Source organism: Cyclobacterium sp. 10D3-21, from assembly GCF_055809755.1.
Genome location: NZ_CM147924.1, coordinates 2,584,199 through 2,602,465 on the forward strand (window position 1 = coordinate 2,584,199; position 18,267 = coordinate 2,602,465).

Genomic DNA, 18,267 nt, shown 5'->3' on the forward strand with positions numbered 1-18,267 from the left:
TTTGTTTAAAGATGCTTTATCATACTGTAGGCCAGTTTGTAAGGAAGGAGGGAGTCATCGGATTGATTGGTGGTTCCCGTCATGAAGGTTTGAAATTCAGGGATGTAAAAACTAAAAGCACCGGAAGTAAAACCTGAATTCCCGATAATCTCTGGATCTTTGCTAACTGTTGGTAAAATGTGCAGCTTTTGGTAGCGAAGAATTCCTTTACCCTGATTTAACCCATGTTTAATAGGAAGCCATTGCATGGCATTTTCGAGTTCGGAAAGAGGAAAAAGATGGCCATGGAAAAAAGCTTTAATAAAGGTTAGACTGTCTTTGGCAGTACTTACGATGCCTCCAGTGGCACCTAAAGATGCCATGGCTAGTGGTAAATTCAATGGGTTGTTCTTGGAGGAAAAGAGTGAAGGAGTTCGATCGTTTGGGTCCTTATAAATATAGGTTTGGTTCATAGAAAGTCTGCTAAAATGAAAATCATATAGGGTCTTTTCTAAGGGCTTGCCATTGATGCTCTCAATGATCCTGCCCAGAACTTGGTCATTTGTTGAAGAGTAAACACCTTTTTTAGATTGTCCAGGTTTGAAATCAGGCTTTTGATTTTTTGTTCTATAAAGAACCTCAGCATAATCCCAAGCCTGATCCACCCCAGACATTATATCAACTTTTAAAGCGTTTTCTTTGTCTTGGGAATAATTTAAAAAATCAGGGATGCCTGATTTCTGTGAAAGTAAATGAGAAATTGTGACATCCTGGGTATAGTCCTTGCCTCTGATATTTACCAAACCCTCATACTCCTTTTCTGTAAGAAAGTCTGTAATAGGCTGATCCAATTTTAGCAAACCCCTAACTTTTAGTTTGAGCACAATTGCCAGTAAATGAAGGTTTCCTAACTCAGTAATAAAATAGGGTTGATCCAAGGATACATCCCCTGTAGTACCTGACCATAATAAAGGCTCTGAATTTTCTTTATAGATACTGAGTACAAGACCAGAGATTTTTTTCTGGATAGAAAACTGGTTGATTGCTTTATGCCAGGCAGTAAAAATAGGAGATTCCCTGTCGGTATTAGACATAAATTGATATTTATGATTAAAAGGGTAAGATACTAAATTTAACCATTAAATGGCAAATCGAACAATAGGTTTGCAAACTATTAAAGGTTAAATAGTATAGGATAATTTTTTCATAAACTGAAATTGAATTGGACAATGACTATGGGCTATTTGGGGGCTTGTTTGGCTTCCATTCAAGATGGAATTGTGAATTCAAAATTTTTAGCCCATGCCTAGACTTTATGTTAAAAATTCCTTTATTTTGATTGAATAAGTACAAAAAATCAATATTAAGCCTTTTTTCATCATTAGATATTTCTATTATGCTAAGGAAAAACTCAAACTATTATCGACTGTTGTTAATAAATTTAGTGCTCATTTTCAGCAGTTGTGGGGGGAATTCCGCGGAGAGGAATGCGGACGAGGCAAAATTGCCACGTGTGGCCATTGCCGGTTTAGCGATAGAATCAAGTACTTTCTCACCAGCAGTTTCAGAAAAAGATGCCTTTCATGCGAGAAGAGGTGAAGAAATATTTAATTATTACCCTTTTATGAACGAGGATTCTATCAATAGGTCCCGGGCTGAATGGTTCCCTACACTAAGGGGACATGCTATTCCTGGAGGAATTGTTTCTCGGGAAGCTTATGAGTCTTTAGTTGGAGAAACGCTTGACAGGTTGAAAGAAAATTTACCATATGATGGATTGTTTTTTGACATCCATGGGGCAATGAGTGTTGTAGGTTTAGATGATCCTGAAGGAGACTTTATTGAGAGAATTAGGAAAGTAATAGGAAAAGAAACCATTATTTCTACATCTATGGATTTGCACGGGAATGTTTCCTGGAGGCTTGCAGGCAATACAGATTTAATTACTTGTTACAGAATGGCACCGCATGAAGATGCGTTGGAATCCAAAAAACGTGCAGTAAACAATCTTTTGGACCGATTGGAAGCAGGAAAAGGTAAGCCAGCATTCAAAGCATGGGTGCCTGTTCCAATATTGCTTCCGGGGGAGAAAACGAGTACCCGTGTTGAACCAGGTAAAAGCCTGTATGCAGAGGTGAATCCTGCGACCCAACAAGAGGGTGTAATCGATGCTGCGATTTGGGTAGGCTATGCCTGGGCGGATGAGCCTCGTAATCATGCAGTGGTTATGGTGACAGGAGATTCAAAAGAAAAAGTTAGCCAGACTGCAGAAAAACTTGCTAAAAGCTTTTGGGACAAACGAAAAGAGTTTGATTTTATCGCCCCAACTGCAAGTTTGAAGGAAAGCCTGGACATGGCCATAGCTAGTGAGGTTAAACCATTTATGATAAGTGATATGGGGGATAACCCGACAGCTGGGGGAGCCGGTGATGTTACCTGGACCTTAAAGGAAATATTAGACAGACCCGAATTCAAATCTGAATCTGGCCCATCTTTAATTTATGCTTCCATTCCAGGGCCTGAATTGGTGGAAGCAGCTTTGGAAGTAGGAGTAGGTGGTAAGGTTTCTGCAAAAGCAGGAGCAGCTGTTGATGATCGTTTTTCACCTCCAATTTTACTGTCAGGTATTGTTGAAGCAATTGAAAAAGGTGATCGAAATGCAGAAGTAGAAGTTGTAGTGAGGGTAGGCAGTGTACGTGTAATTGTTACAAAAAAGAGAAAACCTTATCATAGAGAAAGCGATTTTACTAATCTTGGCCTAAATCCGAGAGATACTGATATTGTGGTCGTTAAAATCGGCTATCTTGTTCCAGAATTATACGACATGAGGGCTGATTGGATAATGGCCCTAACACCTGGTGGTGTTGATCAAGACTTGGAGAGGCTTGATTTTAAACGGATAAACAGGCCAATGTTTCCGTTCGATAAGGACATGGCAACACCTGATTTGAGTGCACGTTTAGTTCCCTCGTCCGATGAATTCTGATCAAATTGGATCAGAATTGTTTGTCTTGTTTAAAATTTTATTAAAGACTGAATTCATCCGTACCTAATTAAGCATCTTAAATTGCTAAGAGTTGCTGGACCGAATATATTCCCTTTAATTTACGTAATGAAAATTTTATGCCTGATTTGTTGGTGAGAAAACAACAGATCAGGCAATTCTATTTATAATTTTCACCAAAATTCTTATTTCACAGATTGTGCACTAGCGTCTTTTAACTTTTCTCAGGGCGGAATTCAATTTCCTGATGGTAGGGCAATTGGCTATTTCAGTATACAATAAGTCAAGAGTAAAATGGGTTGATTTTCAATAGTAACGTATTATTTAAAATTCAAGTGAAAAGCCCTTAAAGAGAATGCGTACAATGAAATTCAAAAAAATGAAAAAAAAGTTTTACGTTGTCTTACTTTTGTGGTCTTTTCCGCTATTGGTTTTTAGTCAGGTGAAGATCGAAAAGGAGTCCAAGATTATGAGTAGTGAGGTGCCAGAGCGCGCCATTTCTTGGTTAGAAGATGTATTTGACCAGAAGAAAAAACTGAAGTGGTATTTTGAAATAAGTGCGGACAGCCATAGTTATGAAGCCAAATTTATTCGAAATGGTAAAAAATACAGTGTTGAATTTAGTGAGGATGGATTTATTGAAGACATAGAAGTATTTGAGCATTGGAGAAAATTACCCCATTCGGTTAAGGATAATATTTCAAATTATATGGGGAATTTATTTATTAAATCAAGAATAGAGAAGGTTCAAATTCAATACACAGGGAGCAAAGATGACCTCCAAAATTGGGTAAAGACCAATTTTTTGAATCAAATTGTGATAAAATATGAAGTGGAGTTTTATGGTCAAGCATCGAACACAAAAAAGTTGTGGGAAGGATTATTTGATAAGGATGGTAATATCCTGATGAGAAGAGAAATCATATTATCACCTTCTAATAATCTGTTTTTTTAATGCGGAAATTATTATTAATCTTTCTCTTAATTCTGCCAGCACAGTTAATGGCTCAAGGTACCGTGCGCCTATTTGGGTTTTTTCCTGAATTTCAGGTAGGTGTAAAAGCCAGTGATAAACTGAAAATAATTGGTAAAATAGAGAGTCAACACGGGATGGCCGAAAAATTTGAAGGCAAGGATCTAGATGTAGGCTACTTTCATAATCTTACGGATTTTCAAGGATTCTTGAGTACTAAAATCAATCCGTTTATAGATATAGCTGGAGGTTATCAATACCGAGTGAATAGCAGGGGAGACAATAGCCATAGGACAATACAACAAATTTCTATTCTTCAGTTGCCTGGAAATTATAAGGTAGGGCATCGAATTCGAGCAGATCAAACTTATTCTCCTTTTGAAAAAAATGATTATAGACTTAGATACCGTATTTCTTTTGAACTGCCAATTGAAGGGGAAAGTTTGGATCCGGGAGAGTTCTACCTGGTATTTAGCGATGAAGTCCTTTACAGCTACCAAGCCGGTGAAAGCGGTATAGAAAATAGGGTAGTGGCTTCTCTGGGACACCTATCTAAGGAGAAACAAAAATTCCAGGCAGGAATAGATTATAGAACTGATCGCTTTTTTGATCCTGATCTTAGACACAGGAGTTGGTTTAAATTTGGCTGGTACTTAAATTTTTAGCAGTTATACCCTATCTTAATTATAAAGCTAAACTTCATCATTCCAGGTATTATTCTAAAACCAATCGAACCTAGTGGAATAAACATAGCCAGAGGAATTTATCCGTGGCTATGTTTTGGTGCTGGATTTTCAGGTGAGCAACCCTGCGCTAATTGAATCATTAGTTCCCCAGCTTAGTAAACGTCCAAGATTTTATAGTTTTGACCTTTCATACTGAAGGAGTCTCCCTTCTTTTTGCCCTTCATTTCATTGTAAATTGGGGCTTCTCGAGATATTCCAAATAAAGTGTCTCCTTCAACTTCAAATTGTTCCAAACTTACACTTGGAAAAAAAGTCATTTTATCAGTCCTTACTACCGCTCCGAGCGTTACTTCAGTGAAAAGATTGTCTGCAGTTTTCATTTGTTTTAAAAAATCCAATTCTTCAATAACAAAATTCAACTCTTTCGAAATGCGATTGATGACAAGGGCACTTTCGTTTTCTTGTCCTTGCTGATCATATTCCTGAGGTTCGTCTTGAGGTTGTTGGTCTCCCTCTCTTATTTCCTTTATTCTTTGTCTAAAATCTGACACGATACTTTCTTGATGGTTAATGGCCTCATCCATCACTTTTTTCTTGTAGGCTAGTTTTTCCATAATCATTAAGGTGTTTTTGATTATAGGGTGGCAAAAAGGTTGCCAGAAGTGCTATTTATTGATTTAATTTTTCCGGTTAGGAAATGGAGTGTTTATCAATAGACTATTTTGTTAATTACTAAAAAATAGGCTATTGTTTTTGAATTTTTTAAAAAAGATGTATCTTTAATAGAATCAGAAACCGAAAAAACATGAAAATTGTGAAAAATTTAAAGGCATTTGCTTTAATGGCCCTGTTAATGGGTTTTTTCTTTACGTTCACAATTTCTTCTTGCGGAAACAAGAAGAGTGAAAGTACAGAACAAACAGAAGAACACCCTGCTTCTGAAGAGGAACATCCGACAGCAGATGACGAACATCCTACAGATAGCGATGAACACCCAAAAGAGGAGTAGTTCCATTCATTAAAAAAGCGCTTATTAGCGCTTTTTTAATGAATTAATTTTTTCTTGTGAAAGAAAATGTTGTTTTGGCCACTGCTGATTTTCCATTAATTTCCAACACTGGGTAGGCCATGAAATTTACATCACCTGCTTCTGGTCCAGGGTTTAAGGCTAAGTCTCTACCTCTACTCAATTCTATCCTGTTGGCTGGGTGGCGACCAAAATAATAAGTGGAAAGTGCAGTGTATTTATTGCCCTCGCTTATATCCACTGGCCACCATTTTTCATCCGCATAAAATTCAGCCCAGCAATGATAACCATCAATACCCCCTTCGTCCCTATCTGAGGGAATGGCTGCTCCTATGGAAAATCGTGCTGGAATGCCAACAGACCTGGCCATAGATATAAACAAGGAATGAAACTCTGTACAGTTGCCAGTTTTGGTATCACAAGCATAGATCGAATCCCCTTTGCCATAGTCACCATACTTCATGTACTTCATATTGTCTATAATATAATCGTATATAGCCCTGGCTTGCATAAGGTGACTGTCTTTCTTTTTTTCTCCAATTGCCTCCAAAGCCAATTCCCTGAATCTCCTGCCTACGGGCATTAAAGCGCTTGATTCCAAGTAACGAGGGTCTATCTCACCCAGGTCATCATAGGGGCCTTTTTCTTTTCGTTTTACATTGTAAACCAATGATACCGGCATGCCACTTTCTTCAGGGCCGAGTTCAAGAAATAGAATTGCATTGTTATTTACATTGTCATTTATGATCTCATGTTTACCTGGCACTTCTTTTTTTACCAGTTCAACTTCCTGAAAATCATCAGTGACCGCCACGGGAATCCACATTTTTGCTTTGCCGTTTATAGTAGGTAAGATGACTTCATAGTTGAATTGGAATTGATCTTCACCTTCTATTACTCCAAGTAATTTATTACTTGCCTCAGCTACAGGCAGGCGATACCAGGTTTTGTCAGGTTTTTGTTTCCAGGTATAAAATGGTTTACCGTTTAGTTTGTGGACGGTGGTCTCAGTTACCTCCATCGCGCCTGGTTTACCTTCCATGAAAAAATCTACATCATATACATCTCCACTGGTATCCGCAAGGTCTACACAAGCAAAGTGACTGTTTGGGCCTAGGTTTGACAGGTATTCAGTGTGAACCCTCACTAGATGTAGCCTTAATAGTTTGCTTTCATCCCTAACTATAAAATAGCCATCATTGTCAGCTGCTTTATCTGCGATAAAGGTTTTGATTCCATCCTCTATGTCTGCAATGTCTACCTTGGGTGTAGTTGAAGTTTTAATTTCTGACTGGTTAATTTCTTTATTTTTGGATTGGCAACCTACAAATGCCAAGCAAAAAATAGATAGACCAATTAGCGGAGCAAAACACAAAAGATTTTTCATTTTAAGCCTTTTAGTTGATGTGTTCAAAGTGAAATTTGTGGGAAATTATTTAACTCAAAGTTAGTGTTTCTTAATTAAGTATCAAGTCAATGGACGCCGATCCATCTATTCATTTCGACTGAAATAGAAAAGCTATTTGACCTTTGATATACAGTTCCTACGCACAATAAATAAAAATTAATGGGCTGCCTTTCTAAGGTAACCAACCATGGTTGCTCCTCAGCGTCTTTTAATCAAGGTTGAAAAGAGTAGTTTACTTTCTAAGGAATTTTATTTTATCAAAACCATTAATGATTATATTGCATCTTAATTTTTGATTTCTAATATGCAACTGAATTGACAAAACCACAAACCCATTAATCCAAAATTCATGAATTTCACCTCATTAGACCTGGCCATATTTGTTGGTTATTGTATCCTCATCATTCTGATGGGATATTTTGTATCAAGAGAAAAAGAGGGCCACGTAAAAGATTCCAATGATTATTTTCTGGCAAGTAAGGCATTGCCTTGGTGGGCAGTTGGGGCCTCATTAATAGCATCTAACATTTCAGCAGAACAATTTATTGGGATGTCTGGATCAGGATTTGCTCTTGGCCTGGCCATTTCTACCTATGAATGGATGGCTGCAGCTACTTTAATTGTTGTAGCAATATTTTTTCTCCCCATATACCTGAAAGAAGGAATTAGCACCATGCCTCAATTTTTGCTTAAAAGGTATGATAGCAGGGTTAGGACGGTAATGGCGGTATTCTGGCTACTGGTATATGTGTTTGTAAACCTTACCTCTGTGCTTTATTTGGGAGCCTTAAGTCTTGAAACCATATTGGGAGTACCCATGATGTATGGTATTGCGGGCTTAGCAGTGTTTGCGATGTTGTATTCGATCTATGGTGGGCTAAAGGCTGTGGCTTGGACAGATGTTGTTCAGGTGTTCTTTTTAATATTAGGTGGCTTGGCCACTACCTACCTTGCATTGTCAATGGTAGGTTCAGGAGATGTTTTTGCAGGTATTACTACACTTTTAAAAGAAGCGCCATCTCACTTCAATATGATTATAAATGAAGGAGAAATGATGATACCTGACGGTGCAGGAGGTGAAAGGGACGCCTATATGGATTTGCCTGGGCTTTCTGTGCTAATAGGGGGTATGTGGGTGATTAATCTAAGTTATTGGGGTTTCAATCAATACATCACGCAAAGAGCCTTGGCTGCGAAGTCACTAAATGAAGCTCAGAAAGGGATGCTCTTCGCTGGCTTCCTTAAATTATTAATGCCACTTATAGTTGTTGTACCTGGTATTGCAGCTTTTGTGATTGTTAATCAGGGCATGGATCCGGCATTCGCTGATTCCATGGCAGATCCTGTTACAGGTATTATCAAATCTGATAGGGCCTATCCCACCTTACTGCAACTACTTCCTTCAGGTTTAAAAGGGCTGGCCTTTGCCGCTTTAACCGCAGCTATAGTATCTTCCCTGGCCTCAATGGCCAATAGTACTGCTACTATATTTACCTTGGATATTTATAAAAATTTCTTTGACGAAAATGCTTCCGAGAGAAAGCAGGTAAGAGTAGGTAGAATAACAGCCATCGTTGCGTTTATAGTTGCCGCTATTGTGGCTCCGGCATTAAGAGAATTAGATCAGGCATTTCAGTACATTCAAGAATATACTGGTTTTGTATCTCCAGGTGTATTTGCCATTTTTGTATTTGGTTTCTTTTGGAAGAAAACCACTTCAAATGCAGCATTAACAGCTGCCGCACTTACCATACCTTTATCTGCCGCTTTCAAATTTTTGACACCTACCTTACCATTTATAGATCGAATGGGCTTGGTTTTCTTAATCCTTTCAGGACTTATTATTGCGATCAGTTTATTTGAAGGCAAAGGAAATGATCATCCTAAAGGAATAGAAATCACCAAGGATCTATTTAGGACAAGCACTCAATTTAAAATAGGTGCAATTCTAATATCTGGCATCATAGCAGCCCTGTACATTGTATTTTGGTAAAATTTAATTTCCGTTCGTAACATGAGACAACTCCTTATAGGATATGATATAGGCAGTTCTTCTGTGAAAGCTACCCTCCTGGATGCAGATTCTGGTAAAGTAGTGGCTGCAAAAGGACTACCCGAAGTAGAGATGAGTATAGAATCCCCTCAAAAAGATTGGGCGGAACAGGATCCTGAAATGTGGTGGAAATACATCAAAGAAACAACAAAAGATATAATCTCTAAGGGCAATGTAAAAACCGGAGAAGTCAAAGGAATAGGCATCTCGTACCAAATGCATGGTTTGGTAATGGTGGACAAAAATAGAGCTGTCATTAGGCCTGCCATCATTTGGTGTGACAGTAGGGCAGTAGAAATAGGCAATAAAGCTTTCTCAAATTTAGGGAGTGAATACTGCCTTAGTCACCTGCTCAATTCTCCAGGAAATTTTACAGCATCAAAGCTCAAATGGGTAAAGGAGAATGAACCTGAAAAGTACGATCAAATCTATAAAATAATGCTTCCGGGTGATTTTATAGCGATGAAGCTTACGGGTGAAATACTTACCACAGAATCCGGTTTGTCAGAAGGTGTGTTCTGGGACTTTCCCGAAAATAGTATAGCAGATAGGCTATTGTACCATTATGGGATAGATGCTGAATTGCTACCAAATGCAGTTTCTTCTTTTGGCATACAAGGAAGGCTATTGCCTGAAGTTGCCAAGGATATGGGGCTGGACTCGGGAATACCTGTAACTTACAGGGCAGGTGATCAACCCAACAATGCCTTTTCACTTAATGTTCTTCAAGAGGGAGAATTAGCCACTACCGCTGGGACTTCGGGAACCGTCTTTGGCGTAAGTACCAAACCTGTGTTTGATCCTTTGTCTAGAGTCAATACCTTCGTCCATGTCAATCACCAAAAAAGTGACCCTAGGTATGGGGTTTTACTTTGTATCAATGGCACGGGAATATTGAACAGTTGGCTTAAACGATCTTTTGGTGGCCAGTCTCTCGATTATGAGGAGATGAACCAATTGGCTGCTGAAGTACCTATAGGTGCCGAAGGGTTAAGCTTTTTACCCTTTGGAAATGGGGCTGAAAGGATTTTGGAAAACAAACAAATAGGGGCACATCTTTCAAAGTTAAACCTTTTAAAACACGACAAGAGACACGTCTTTCGTGCAGGTCAAGAGGGGATAGTTGCGGCATTGACCTATGGGTTTAACATAATGAAAAGCATGGGGCTCAACTTAAAAACAGTAAAAGCTGGTAGGGCCAATATGTTTTTAAGTCCAATTTTTAGAGAAGCATTTGTCAATATGAACAATGTTTCTCTAGAACTTTATGATACAGATGGTGCCCAGGGGGCTGCCAGAGGAGCAGGAATAGGTGCTGGTATATATTCAAGTCCTGAGGAAGCCTTTCAGGGATTGGTTAAAATCCAGGATTTCGAACCCGATGCTCAAAAGAAAGAAGCATATGGGGAGGTTTATGCGCAATGGGAGGATTGTCTAAACCAGATAAAATAATTTACAATACTTATCTAAAACCTAACAAAAATACAATTATGTCAGATTTGTTTTTTCCTGAAATTGATAAAATTAAGTTTGAAGGAAAGGATTCTAAAAATCCTTTGGCTTTCAAATATTACGATGAAAACCGTGTTATTGGAGGAAAATCGATGAAAGAGCATTTCCGTTTTGCCATTGCTTATTGGCATTCATTCTGTGCTACAGGCAATGATCCATTTGGACCAGGTACTATCGTTCACAAATGGGATAAATCCAATGACCCGATTCAGCGGGCCAAAGATAAAATGGATGCAGCATTTGAATTTATTCACAAGATAGGTGCCCCATTTTATTGTTTCCATGACATTGACCTTATCGATGAGGGAGACAGTATTGCTACTTATGAGAAGCATATGGGAGCCATAGTTGATTATGCAAAACAAAAACAAGAGGAAACAGGAATAAAATTACTTTGGGGAACGGCAAATGTATTCAGCCACCCAAGATATATGAATGGTGCAGCTACCAATCCAGATTTTGATGTGGTAAGTAGAGCAGCTACTCAAGTAAAAAATGCCATAGATGCGACAATTACCCTTGGAGGTGAAAATTATGTGTTTTGGGGAGGTAGAGAAGGATACATGTCCTTGTTAAATACAGACATGAAACGCGAGACTGAACATTTGGCTCAGTTTTTAACCATGGCCAGAGATTACGGTAGAAAACAAGGCTTTAAAGGTACATTTTTGATTGAACCAAAGCCAATGGAGCCAACCAAACACCAGTATGACTATGATGCCGCTACAGTTATTGGATTCCTGCGTCATTTTGGATTGGACAAGGACTTTAAATTAAACCTGGAAGTAAACCATGCAACTCTTGCAGGGCACACTTTTCAACACGAACTGCAGGTAGCAATGGATGCAGGCCTTCTGGGTAGTATAGATGCCAATAGGGGAGATTACCAGAATGGTTGGGATACAGATCAGTTTGCGATTAACTTACAAGAGCTTACCGAAGCTATGTTAGTATTGTTGCAAGGACCGGGATTTACTTCTGGGGGAGTTAATTTTGATGCTAAAATTCGAAGAAATTCCACAGATCTGGATGATCTTTTCCATGCACATGTAGGCAGCATGGATGCATTTGCCAGAAGTTTGCTTATCGCAAGTGATATCATGGAAAAATCAGATTACCAATCTCTAAGAAAGCAACGTTATAGTTCTTTTGATGGTGGTAAAGGAAAAGAATTTGAAACAGGAAAACTGGATCTGGAGGCTTTGAGAAACCATGCTTTGGTAATTGGGGACCCAAAAATGATCAGTGGAAAGCAAGAGATGTACGAAAATATTCTGAATCAATATATCTAAAGACCCATATTGATCAGGTTTAAAAAAAAGCGGCTTAGAATTCTAAGTCGCTTTTTTTATGGGTTTAAATTAATATGAAAATTTCTACGCTACTTTTTCCTGAGCCAAAAGGGCTTTTACCTCTTTTATCAATGCCTCACTGAGTCCGTACACAAGGTTGAGGTCTTGATCCCAATATTCTACCTTCGCCAAAACACTTTCCACCACTACTTCTGGCGTTTTAATCTTCCAAACCTGATCAAAATATTTAACGATTTCAGGTTTGTCATTTATGGGTGTCTTTTCTCCGTTGTAGTGTCCTCTATAATAGACAATCATTGCAGCAAAAGCTTGAACCATGCCTGTAGGGGTTTTATCTTTTTTGTTGATAAAATCTAGCAAGGAAGGCAATACCCTGACTTTCCATTTAGAAATAGAGTTTAATGCAATGTCACTAAGTTTGTGTTTGATAAATGGGTTTCTGAAACGGTCAAGAACATCTTCAGCAAAAGGAATAAGGCTTTCAGCAGGTTGATCCATGGCTGGAATTATTTCCTCAAAGATAACCTTCTGTAGATAGTCACTGGTTATCTCATTTTCCATAGCATCTTTTACCAGTCTGATACCTTTAAGGTAAGCAACAGGTACAAGGCAAGTGTGGGCACCATTTAGGATACGTACTTTCCTGGTTCTGTAGGGAGCGATGTTTTTTACGAATAGTACATTGAATCCTGCACTATCTAGAGGCAACTCGGTTTTCAACCAATCAGGTCCCTCGATTGCCCAAAAGTGAAATGGCTCGGCCATCACCATTTGTTCATCTTTAAATCCAATTTGGGCTTGAATATCGTTACCATTGCCCAATGGATAACCAGGGACAATTCTATCTACTAGTGTGTTACAGAATGTGTTGTGTTTGACAATCCAATCTTCAAATGATCCTGGTAGTTCCCATAAGTCAATGTATCTAAGGATGTTGTCCTTTAGTTTTTTACCATTATTTTCTATCAACTCACAAGGGATGATTACCAAACCTTTTTGGGGATCACCTTTGAAATGCTTGAAACGTTTATAGAGCAATGCAGTTAATTTACCTGGAAAGGATTCAGGAGTAGTTGCCCAATCTTTGTCGTCTTCATCAAAATATATTCCTGCTTCAGTAGTGTTTGAAATGACAAACCTTAAATCAGGTATTTTTGCAAGATTCAAATAAGCCTCATAATCTAAAAAAGGATTAACTGCACCCCTAACAGATTGGATAAGTCTGTTTTCTTCTATCGTTTTACCTTTACTTATACCCCTGGTTAAAATATGATACAAGCCATCCTGATCATTTATCCCCTTAGCCGGCTTCCGACTATGTACTTGAACCATCTGAATGTCGCCATCAAATGATGTTTTTTCGTTGAGGACATCTATCATCCAATCAGCAAATCCTCTTAAAAAATTGCCCGTTCCAAATTGGATAACTCTCAATGGACGAGAAGTAGGTGTTGGGGCATTTTGTCTATTTAATAGTTTCATGCTTTACTTACAATTAGTATAGTTAATGTGGTTTGGAATTTATTTAGTTTACACCCAAATGAATCGTTTAGAGATAGTAAATTTTTCACTATAGGTAAAATGGGTTGCGTGTAATTTAAAACGCATTCCTTGTATTCAATGATTTTTAAGTCTATGGGTAGTGGTAATTAAAAAGAGATGATAAATGCTGTAATGGTTTCATTCTGTATTTGTTATGGCCAATTAACGCTGGAAAATCGCAAGACATTTTTATCCATATACTGAAATGGTTTTACAATGTCATAATTACTAACGAAATATAGCATCAAAGTATTTATTTTTTTTTAAAGTAGCTACGAACTTCACAATTATTGCCAAAAGGTACTTACTGCATTATAAAGAAAACTTTAATCAAATTCTGTACCACTCTTAACCTTAACCTAGCTGTGAATATCAACACGGGTAATGCAGTGGGATTCGCTGACTTGTCTCAACATGCCCTGACCTTTTTCTGAGGAGGAGAGTTCATTACTAAATAGATTACCTAATGCCCATTTCTTTACTGTTTAAGACTACGGAATCCCCCAGATTTTAAACTTTATTGAGGTAGGAGCACCTTCAGTGGCCATGGTAATAATCTGAAAAGGTATATTCCGTTTCTTTTTTAACCCAAATTTGTCAAAAGATAATTTGAATGGCTTCCTATCAATACCGTTTATAACGAATTATTAGTTCTAATGCATTAAATGCAATCGGTTGCGCCAATATTTGTTTTATTCTCCTTTTATATTCTTTATATTTAATCCCTTGATTAATTTTCTTGTTGTTCTTTTTATTAGAACAATAATTGGATCTTCTTGCATCAAAAACAGATTGTCCCAAAGTAATTATTACCTAATTTAATTAATTACCAAAACCAGATCTTATGAAATTCAATAGTAAATTTTGGTCACCATTTGCTGCCTCAATTTTGCTTTTATCAGTATCATGTTCCAACGAAAAAAATGTGGAAGAAGAAGTAAAAACTACCTTTACAGGAGGGAAAAATGAAATTAAACTCATTACCCTCGATCCAGGTCATTTCCATGCCCACCTTGTGAAAAAATCCATGTATGAGCAAGTAGACCCTAAAGTTTACGTTTATGCTCCTGATGGACCAGAGTTGCAGTCTTACTTGAAATCAATTGAAAGTTACAATACCCGTGAAGAGGATCCTACCAGTTGGGAACTAGAGGTCTACAAAGGCGACGACTACCTTCAAAAAATGCTTAGTGAAAAGAAGGGTAACGTAATGCTTACTGCCGGTAACAATAAAGAAAAAACAGCCAATATCAAGGCAACCATTGAAGCAGGTATAAATGTTTTGGCAGATAAACCAATGGCGATTGACGCTAAAGGTTTTGAAACATTGAAGGAGGCTTTTGAGCTGGCGGAAAAAAACAATGTTTTACTGTTTGATATCATGACGGAAAGGTTTGAGATTTCTACTATTCTTCAAAGAGAGTTTTCTTTGATTCCGGATGTGTTCGGACAAATGGAAGAAGGAACTGTTGACAACCCGGCCATTACCAAAGAGAGTATTCACCATTTTTCTAAGTTGGTTTCAGGAAAGCAATTAATTAGGCCAGGATGGTTTTATGATGTAAATCAACAAGGAAATGGTATTGTAGATGTTACTACCCACTTGGTGGATTTGGTGCAATGGGAAAGTTTTCCAGATAAAATCATAGATTATAAGACTGACATTGAAATGATCAATGCCAAAAGATGGACTACTGACCTCACCCTTGATGAGTTTACTAGTTCTACAAACCTTACTGAATTCCCTGATTACCTTCAGTCAGTAGTGTCTGATGGATTATTGAAGGTTTATGGCAATGGAGAAATTAATTACAAGATCAATGGGGTGCATGCCAAGGTATCTGTTATCTGGAATTACAAAGCGCCTGAAGGTTCTGCAGACACACATTATTCTATCATGAGAGGAACCAAGGCCAATTTGGTGATCAGACAGGATGCAGAAGAAAAATACAAGCCTGAATTGTACATAGAGCCTGTAGAAGGTCAGGATTTGGCTGAGTTTGAAGCCAATGTAACCAAGCATGTAAAAGAGCTTGCAGGTACCTTTAAAGATTTGGATGTTGTGAAAGTAGAAGGTAAAAACTCCTGGAGAGTTGTAATCCCACAGGCTTACCGACATGGACATGAAGACCATTTCAGGGAAGTAACAGAAACGTATATCAATTACCTTAAAGAGGGAAAATTACCTGATTGGGAAGTGCCAAATATGTTGGCCAAATACTACGTTACTACGCAGGCTTTAGAATTGGCCAAATAAGAAATCCATACTTATAAAAACTACAAGCAGATGAAAAAGCAAAGAAGAGACTTTATCAAAACTGCAGGATTGGCAGGATTTGGTTTGGCAGGGGGAGTACTATCTCCTCAAAGTTTTGCTGCTTCATCTGCTATAAAAGACCTTGCCATGACCAAAAGTGACCTTAGTATCATCGGCCCTTACGGCCCATGGGCCAATGGGTTGATAAGCAATGAATTGCCATCACTCTCTTTCAGGAACGAGCGATTCACAGCGCTGGAATCTTGGAAAAAAGAGGCCATGGCTACAACTAGAGAACGTATGGGTATTCCTGATTTGGGACCTATACCAGAAGTAACTGTTCATGATACTTATGTCAATGATGGTTTGCGTTTTGAAGAAATTAGTTGGCAACTGCCCTATGGCAATCCCACCAAAGCTATAGTCATCAAGCCGGAAGGGGCCAAAGGAAGGTTACCGGCCATTTTGGCTTTTCATGACCATGGAGGGAACAAGTATTTTGGTTTAAGAAAAATTACCCGAACAGGTAAAGATCAGCACCCGCTGATGGAAGTGCACCAAGACCACTACTATGAAGGTAAGGCCTGGGCCAATGAAATCGCCAAAAGGGGATATGTAGTCATAGTGCCAGATTCTTTCACCTTTGCCAGTCGAAGGGTGCTATTGGAGGAAGTGCCGGAGAACCGAAGGGGTGGTTTAACAGATGAAAACCCAGAAAAAGAAGAAAATATTGCAGCCTATAATAAATGGGCTTCAGATCATGAACACATCATGGCCAAGTCTTTATTTTGTGGAGGTACTAGCTGGCCGGCGGTGTTTTTTGCTGAGGATCAAGTCGCATTGGAAATTTTACTAGCCAGAAAAGATGTAGATCCGGACAGAGTGGGCTGCGGAGGTCTATCGGGTGGAGGATTGCGTACAGTCATGATGGGAGGATTGGACCACCGCATCAAATGTGCGGTATGTGTTGGTTTTATGAGCACATGGACAGATTTTTTATTGAACAGGGCCTATACACATACCTGGATGGCTTATGTGCCAAGGCTACCTAATGAATTGGATTTTCCTGAAATTCTTGGATTAAGAGTTCCATTACCCACTTTGGTACTCAATGATAGTGAAGATCAGTTGTATACGCTTCCTGAAATGCAAAAAGCAGATAAAATTCTTGAAGCGGTCTTTGATAAAGCTGGGGCCCAGGACAAATACAGGGCCTCCTATTACCCAGGGCTTCACAAGTTTGACCAAGACATGCAAAAAGAGGCATTTGAATGGTGGGACCAGTGGCTGAAAAATTAACAATTTCTTATTAAAAACACCTTCCTTATGAAATCAAATTGGTATTTAGTAGTTGTACTCTTCATGGTTTTTACTTTTCCAGAAGTAGTGAGTGCCCAAAGCTCAGGTTCAGACATGCTCTGTGTTGGTGACCATTGGACAGAAGAAGAAGGGGCAGCATTTCTTCAAATGGAGAAGAAAAAATACACCACAGAAAAAGCCTGGGACAAAAGAGCGGCAGCGATAAGAAAACAAATCCTAAAGGGAACAGACCTGGTTAAAATGCCTAAAAAGTCACCATTAAAACCAATAATGGGTGAGATTAGAAAATTTGATGGCTATGTGGTTCAAAACATTGCTTTCGAAAGTTTGCCGGGAGTATTTGTAACCGGAAGTTTGTACATGCCGAGTGAAAACCCAGGTAAGGCACCAGGTATCCTTAGCCCTCATGGGCACTGGACAAAACCTGGAGATGTAGGAAGGTACAGACCTGATGCACAAAAAAGATTTGCATCTATGGCCAGAATGGGTGCGATTGTTTGGGCCTATGATGCTGTTGGTTACGGTCAAATGGGAGAAATTGGCTGGGAACACAGAGAAGGAGATGTACTCAAATTGCAATTGTGGAACAGTATCAGAAGCGTTGATTTTATCCTTTCATTGGGAGCGGATCCCGATCGGCTGGCTGTAACCGGAGCCTCAGGTGGAGGAACGCAATCCTTTCTTTTGGCAGCAGTAGATGACAGAATAGATGTTTCAGCGCCAGTAGTAATGGTTTCGGCTCATTTTTTTGGTGGATGTGAGTGTGAGAGTGGCATGCCTATACATAAAGCAAAGAACTATCAAACCAACAATGTAGAGATTGCAGCAGTATTTGCACCAAAACCGCTATTATTGACCTCTGTTGGAGGAGACTGGACCAAGAATACGCCAAATGTGGAATACCCATTCCTTCAATACATTTATGGGCTAAAAGGGCATACTGAAAAGGTTGAAAACAAGCATATTCCTGAGGACAATCATGGCTATGACGATAAAAAAAGAAAAGCTGTATATCCATTCCTTGCAAAAACCCTGGATTTGGATCTTTCCAAAGCCATGTACAGTGATGGCCGCTTAAAAGAAGAGGCAGTAACAGTGGAAGACCAAAAGGCCTTATACCCATTTAATGATGCGCATCCCTTTCCTTCGTATGGAATTACTTCCATAGAAAACATAAAATGGTAAACCCAAAA

14 protein-coding genes are annotated in these 18,267 nt (G+C 38.7%); 10 read left to right on the top strand and 4 right to left on the bottom strand.

The genetic code is table 11. The features are described 5' to 3' along the window. Nucleotides 1-5: 5 nt before the first annotated feature. Nucleotides 6-1,073 carry a serine hydrolase domain-containing protein gene (locus AC0L7T_RS10495; protein WP_473342556.1) on the bottom strand — a complete coding sequence of 356 codons (1,068 nt, stop codon included), beginning with the start codon at nucleotides 1,071-1,073 and terminating at the stop codon, nucleotides 6-8. Between the two features lie 302 nt (nucleotides 1,074-1,375). Between AC0L7T_RS10495 and AC0L7T_RS10500 the strand changes: the two genes are divergently transcribed. From AC0L7T_RS10500 to AC0L7T_RS10510, 3 genes are all read left to right on the top strand, one after another. Continuing rightward, a complete protein-coding gene (locus tag AC0L7T_RS10500) occupies nucleotides 1,376-2,965 on the top strand; it encodes a M81 family metallopeptidase (RefSeq protein ID WP_473342559.1) in 1,590 nt (529 codons plus the stop codon). Nucleotides 2,966-3,362: 397 nt separating this feature from the next. Continuing rightward, nucleotides 3,363-3,938 (top strand): hypothetical protein, encoded by a 576-nt coding sequence (locus AC0L7T_RS10505; RefSeq protein WP_473342561.1) that lies wholly within the window; start codon nucleotides 3,363-3,365, stop codon nucleotides 3,936-3,938. After that, nucleotides 3,938-4,621, top strand: coding sequence for a DUF2490 domain-containing protein (locus AC0L7T_RS10510; protein ID WP_473342562.1), 684 nt, complete (start codon nucleotides 3,938-3,940; stop codon nucleotides 4,619-4,621). Before AC0L7T_RS10505 ends, AC0L7T_RS10510 begins: the two co-directional genes overlap by 1 nt. Before the next feature lie 173 nt (nucleotides 4,622-4,794). Here AC0L7T_RS10510 and AC0L7T_RS10515 read toward each other — a convergent pair whose 3' ends face one another. Beyond that, entirely contained in the window at nucleotides 4,795-5,256 is a 462-nt protein-coding gene (locus AC0L7T_RS10515; RefSeq protein WP_473342563.1) for a hypothetical protein, read from the bottom strand. A 191-nt stretch (nucleotides 5,257-5,447) separates the two neighbouring features. On the opposite strand from AC0L7T_RS10515, the gene AC0L7T_RS10520 reads away from it, so the two are divergent. Continuing rightward, entirely contained in the window at nucleotides 5,448-5,651 is a 204-nt protein-coding gene (locus AC0L7T_RS10520) for a hypothetical protein (protein WP_473342564.1), read from the top strand. A 43-nt stretch (nucleotides 5,652-5,694) separates the two neighbouring features. On the opposite strand, the gene AC0L7T_RS10525 is transcribed toward AC0L7T_RS10520, so the two are convergent. Further along, nucleotides 5,695-7,056, bottom strand: coding sequence for a transglutaminase-like domain-containing protein (locus tag AC0L7T_RS10525; protein WP_473342565.1), 1,362 nt, complete (start codon nucleotides 7,054-7,056; stop codon nucleotides 5,695-5,697). A gap of 370 nt (nucleotides 7,057-7,426) precedes the next feature. Here AC0L7T_RS10525 and AC0L7T_RS10530 point away from each other — a divergent pair, with 370 nt between their 5' ends. Genes AC0L7T_RS10530 through xylA form a run of 3 tightly spaced genes read left to right on the top strand, consistent with a single transcriptional unit; the run spans nucleotide 7,427 to nucleotide 11,934 of the window. Next, nucleotides 7,427-9,070 carry a sodium/sugar symporter gene (locus tag AC0L7T_RS10530; protein ID WP_473342567.1) on the top strand — a complete coding sequence of 548 codons (1,644 nt, stop codon included), beginning with the start codon at nucleotides 7,427-7,429 and terminating at the stop codon, nucleotides 9,068-9,070. Between the two features lie 21 nt (nucleotides 9,071-9,091). Further along, nucleotides 9,092-10,582, top strand: coding sequence for a xylulokinase (locus AC0L7T_RS10535; RefSeq protein WP_473342568.1), 1,491 nt, complete (start codon nucleotides 9,092-9,094; stop codon nucleotides 10,580-10,582). Nucleotides 10,583-10,620: 38 nt separating this feature from the next. Continuing rightward, complete coding sequence (gene xylA, locus AC0L7T_RS10540; RefSeq protein ID WP_473342569.1) at nucleotides 10,621-11,934, top strand: xylose isomerase; 1,314 nt, start codon at nucleotides 10,621-10,623, stop codon at nucleotides 11,932-11,934. 84 nt (nucleotides 11,935-12,018) lie between these two features. Here xylA and AC0L7T_RS10545 read toward each other — a convergent pair whose 3' ends face one another. Beyond that, a complete protein-coding gene (locus AC0L7T_RS10545; protein ID WP_473342570.1) occupies nucleotides 12,019-13,437 on the bottom strand; it encodes a tagaturonate reductase in 1,419 nt (472 codons plus the stop codon). A 904-nt stretch (nucleotides 13,438-14,341) separates the two neighbouring features. Between AC0L7T_RS10545 and AC0L7T_RS10550 the strand changes: the two genes are divergently transcribed. From AC0L7T_RS10550 to AC0L7T_RS10560, 3 genes are read left to right on the top strand one after another with little or no spacing between them, the layout of a single operon-like run. Beyond that, entirely contained in the window at nucleotides 14,342-15,754 is a 1,413-nt protein-coding gene (locus AC0L7T_RS10550; RefSeq protein WP_473342571.1) for a putative oxidoreductase C-terminal domain-containing protein, read from the top strand. Nucleotides 15,755-15,784: 30 nt separating this feature from the next. Continuing rightward, nucleotides 15,785-17,053: a dienelactone hydrolase family protein gene (locus AC0L7T_RS10555; RefSeq protein WP_473342572.1), complete on the top strand. Its 1,269-nt coding sequence runs from the start codon at nucleotides 15,785-15,787 to the stop codon at nucleotides 17,051-17,053. A 27-nt stretch (nucleotides 17,054-17,080) separates the two neighbouring features. Next, a complete protein-coding gene (locus tag AC0L7T_RS10560; protein WP_473342574.1) occupies nucleotides 17,081-18,259 on the top strand; it encodes an alpha/beta hydrolase family protein in 1,179 nt (392 codons plus the stop codon). The last annotated feature ends 8 nt before the right edge of the window (nucleotides 18,260-18,267 follow it).

Excerpts from the sequence above, each read along its gene's own strand:
- AC0L7T_RS10495 (WP_473342556.1), bottom strand. The coding sequence starts at position 1,073 with ATGTCTAATACCGACAGGGAATCTCCTATTTTTACTGCCTGGCATAAA.
- AC0L7T_RS10500 (WP_473342559.1), top strand. The coding sequence starts at position 1,376 with ATGCTAAGGAAAAACTCAAACTATTATCGACTGTTGTTAATAAATTTA.
- AC0L7T_RS10505 (WP_473342561.1), top strand. The coding sequence starts at position 3,363 with ATGAAAAAAAAGTTTTACGTTGTCTTACTTTTGTGGTCTTTTCCGCTA.
- AC0L7T_RS10510 (WP_473342562.1), top strand. The coding sequence starts at position 3,938 with ATGCGGAAATTATTATTAATCTTTCTCTTAATTCTGCCAGCACAGTTA.
- AC0L7T_RS10515 (WP_473342563.1), bottom strand. The coding sequence starts at position 5,256 with ATGGAAAAACTAGCCTACAAGAAAAAAGTGATGGATGAGGCCATTAAC.
- AC0L7T_RS10520 (WP_473342564.1), top strand. The coding sequence starts at position 5,448 with ATGAAAATTGTGAAAAATTTAAAGGCATTTGCTTTAATGGCCCTGTTA.
- AC0L7T_RS10525 (WP_473342565.1), bottom strand. The coding sequence starts at position 7,056 with ATGAAAAATCTTTTGTGTTTTGCTCCGCTAATTGGTCTATCTATTTTT.
- AC0L7T_RS10530 (WP_473342567.1), top strand. The coding sequence starts at position 7,427 with ATGAATTTCACCTCATTAGACCTGGCCATATTTGTTGGTTATTGTATC.
- AC0L7T_RS10535 (WP_473342568.1), top strand. The coding sequence starts at position 9,092 with ATGAGACAACTCCTTATAGGATATGATATAGGCAGTTCTTCTGTGAAA.
- xylA (WP_473342569.1), top strand. The coding sequence starts at position 10,621 with ATGTCAGATTTGTTTTTTCCTGAAATTGATAAAATTAAGTTTGAAGGA.
- AC0L7T_RS10545 (WP_473342570.1), bottom strand. The coding sequence starts at position 13,437 with ATGAAACTATTAAATAGACAAAATGCCCCAACACCTACTTCTCGTCCA.
- AC0L7T_RS10550 (WP_473342571.1), top strand. The coding sequence starts at position 14,342 with ATGAAATTCAATAGTAAATTTTGGTCACCATTTGCTGCCTCAATTTTG.
- AC0L7T_RS10555 (WP_473342572.1), top strand. The coding sequence starts at position 15,785 with ATGAAAAAGCAAAGAAGAGACTTTATCAAAACTGCAGGATTGGCAGGA.
- AC0L7T_RS10560 (WP_473342574.1), top strand. The coding sequence starts at position 17,081 with ATGAAATCAAATTGGTATTTAGTAGTTGTACTCTTCATGGTTTTTACT.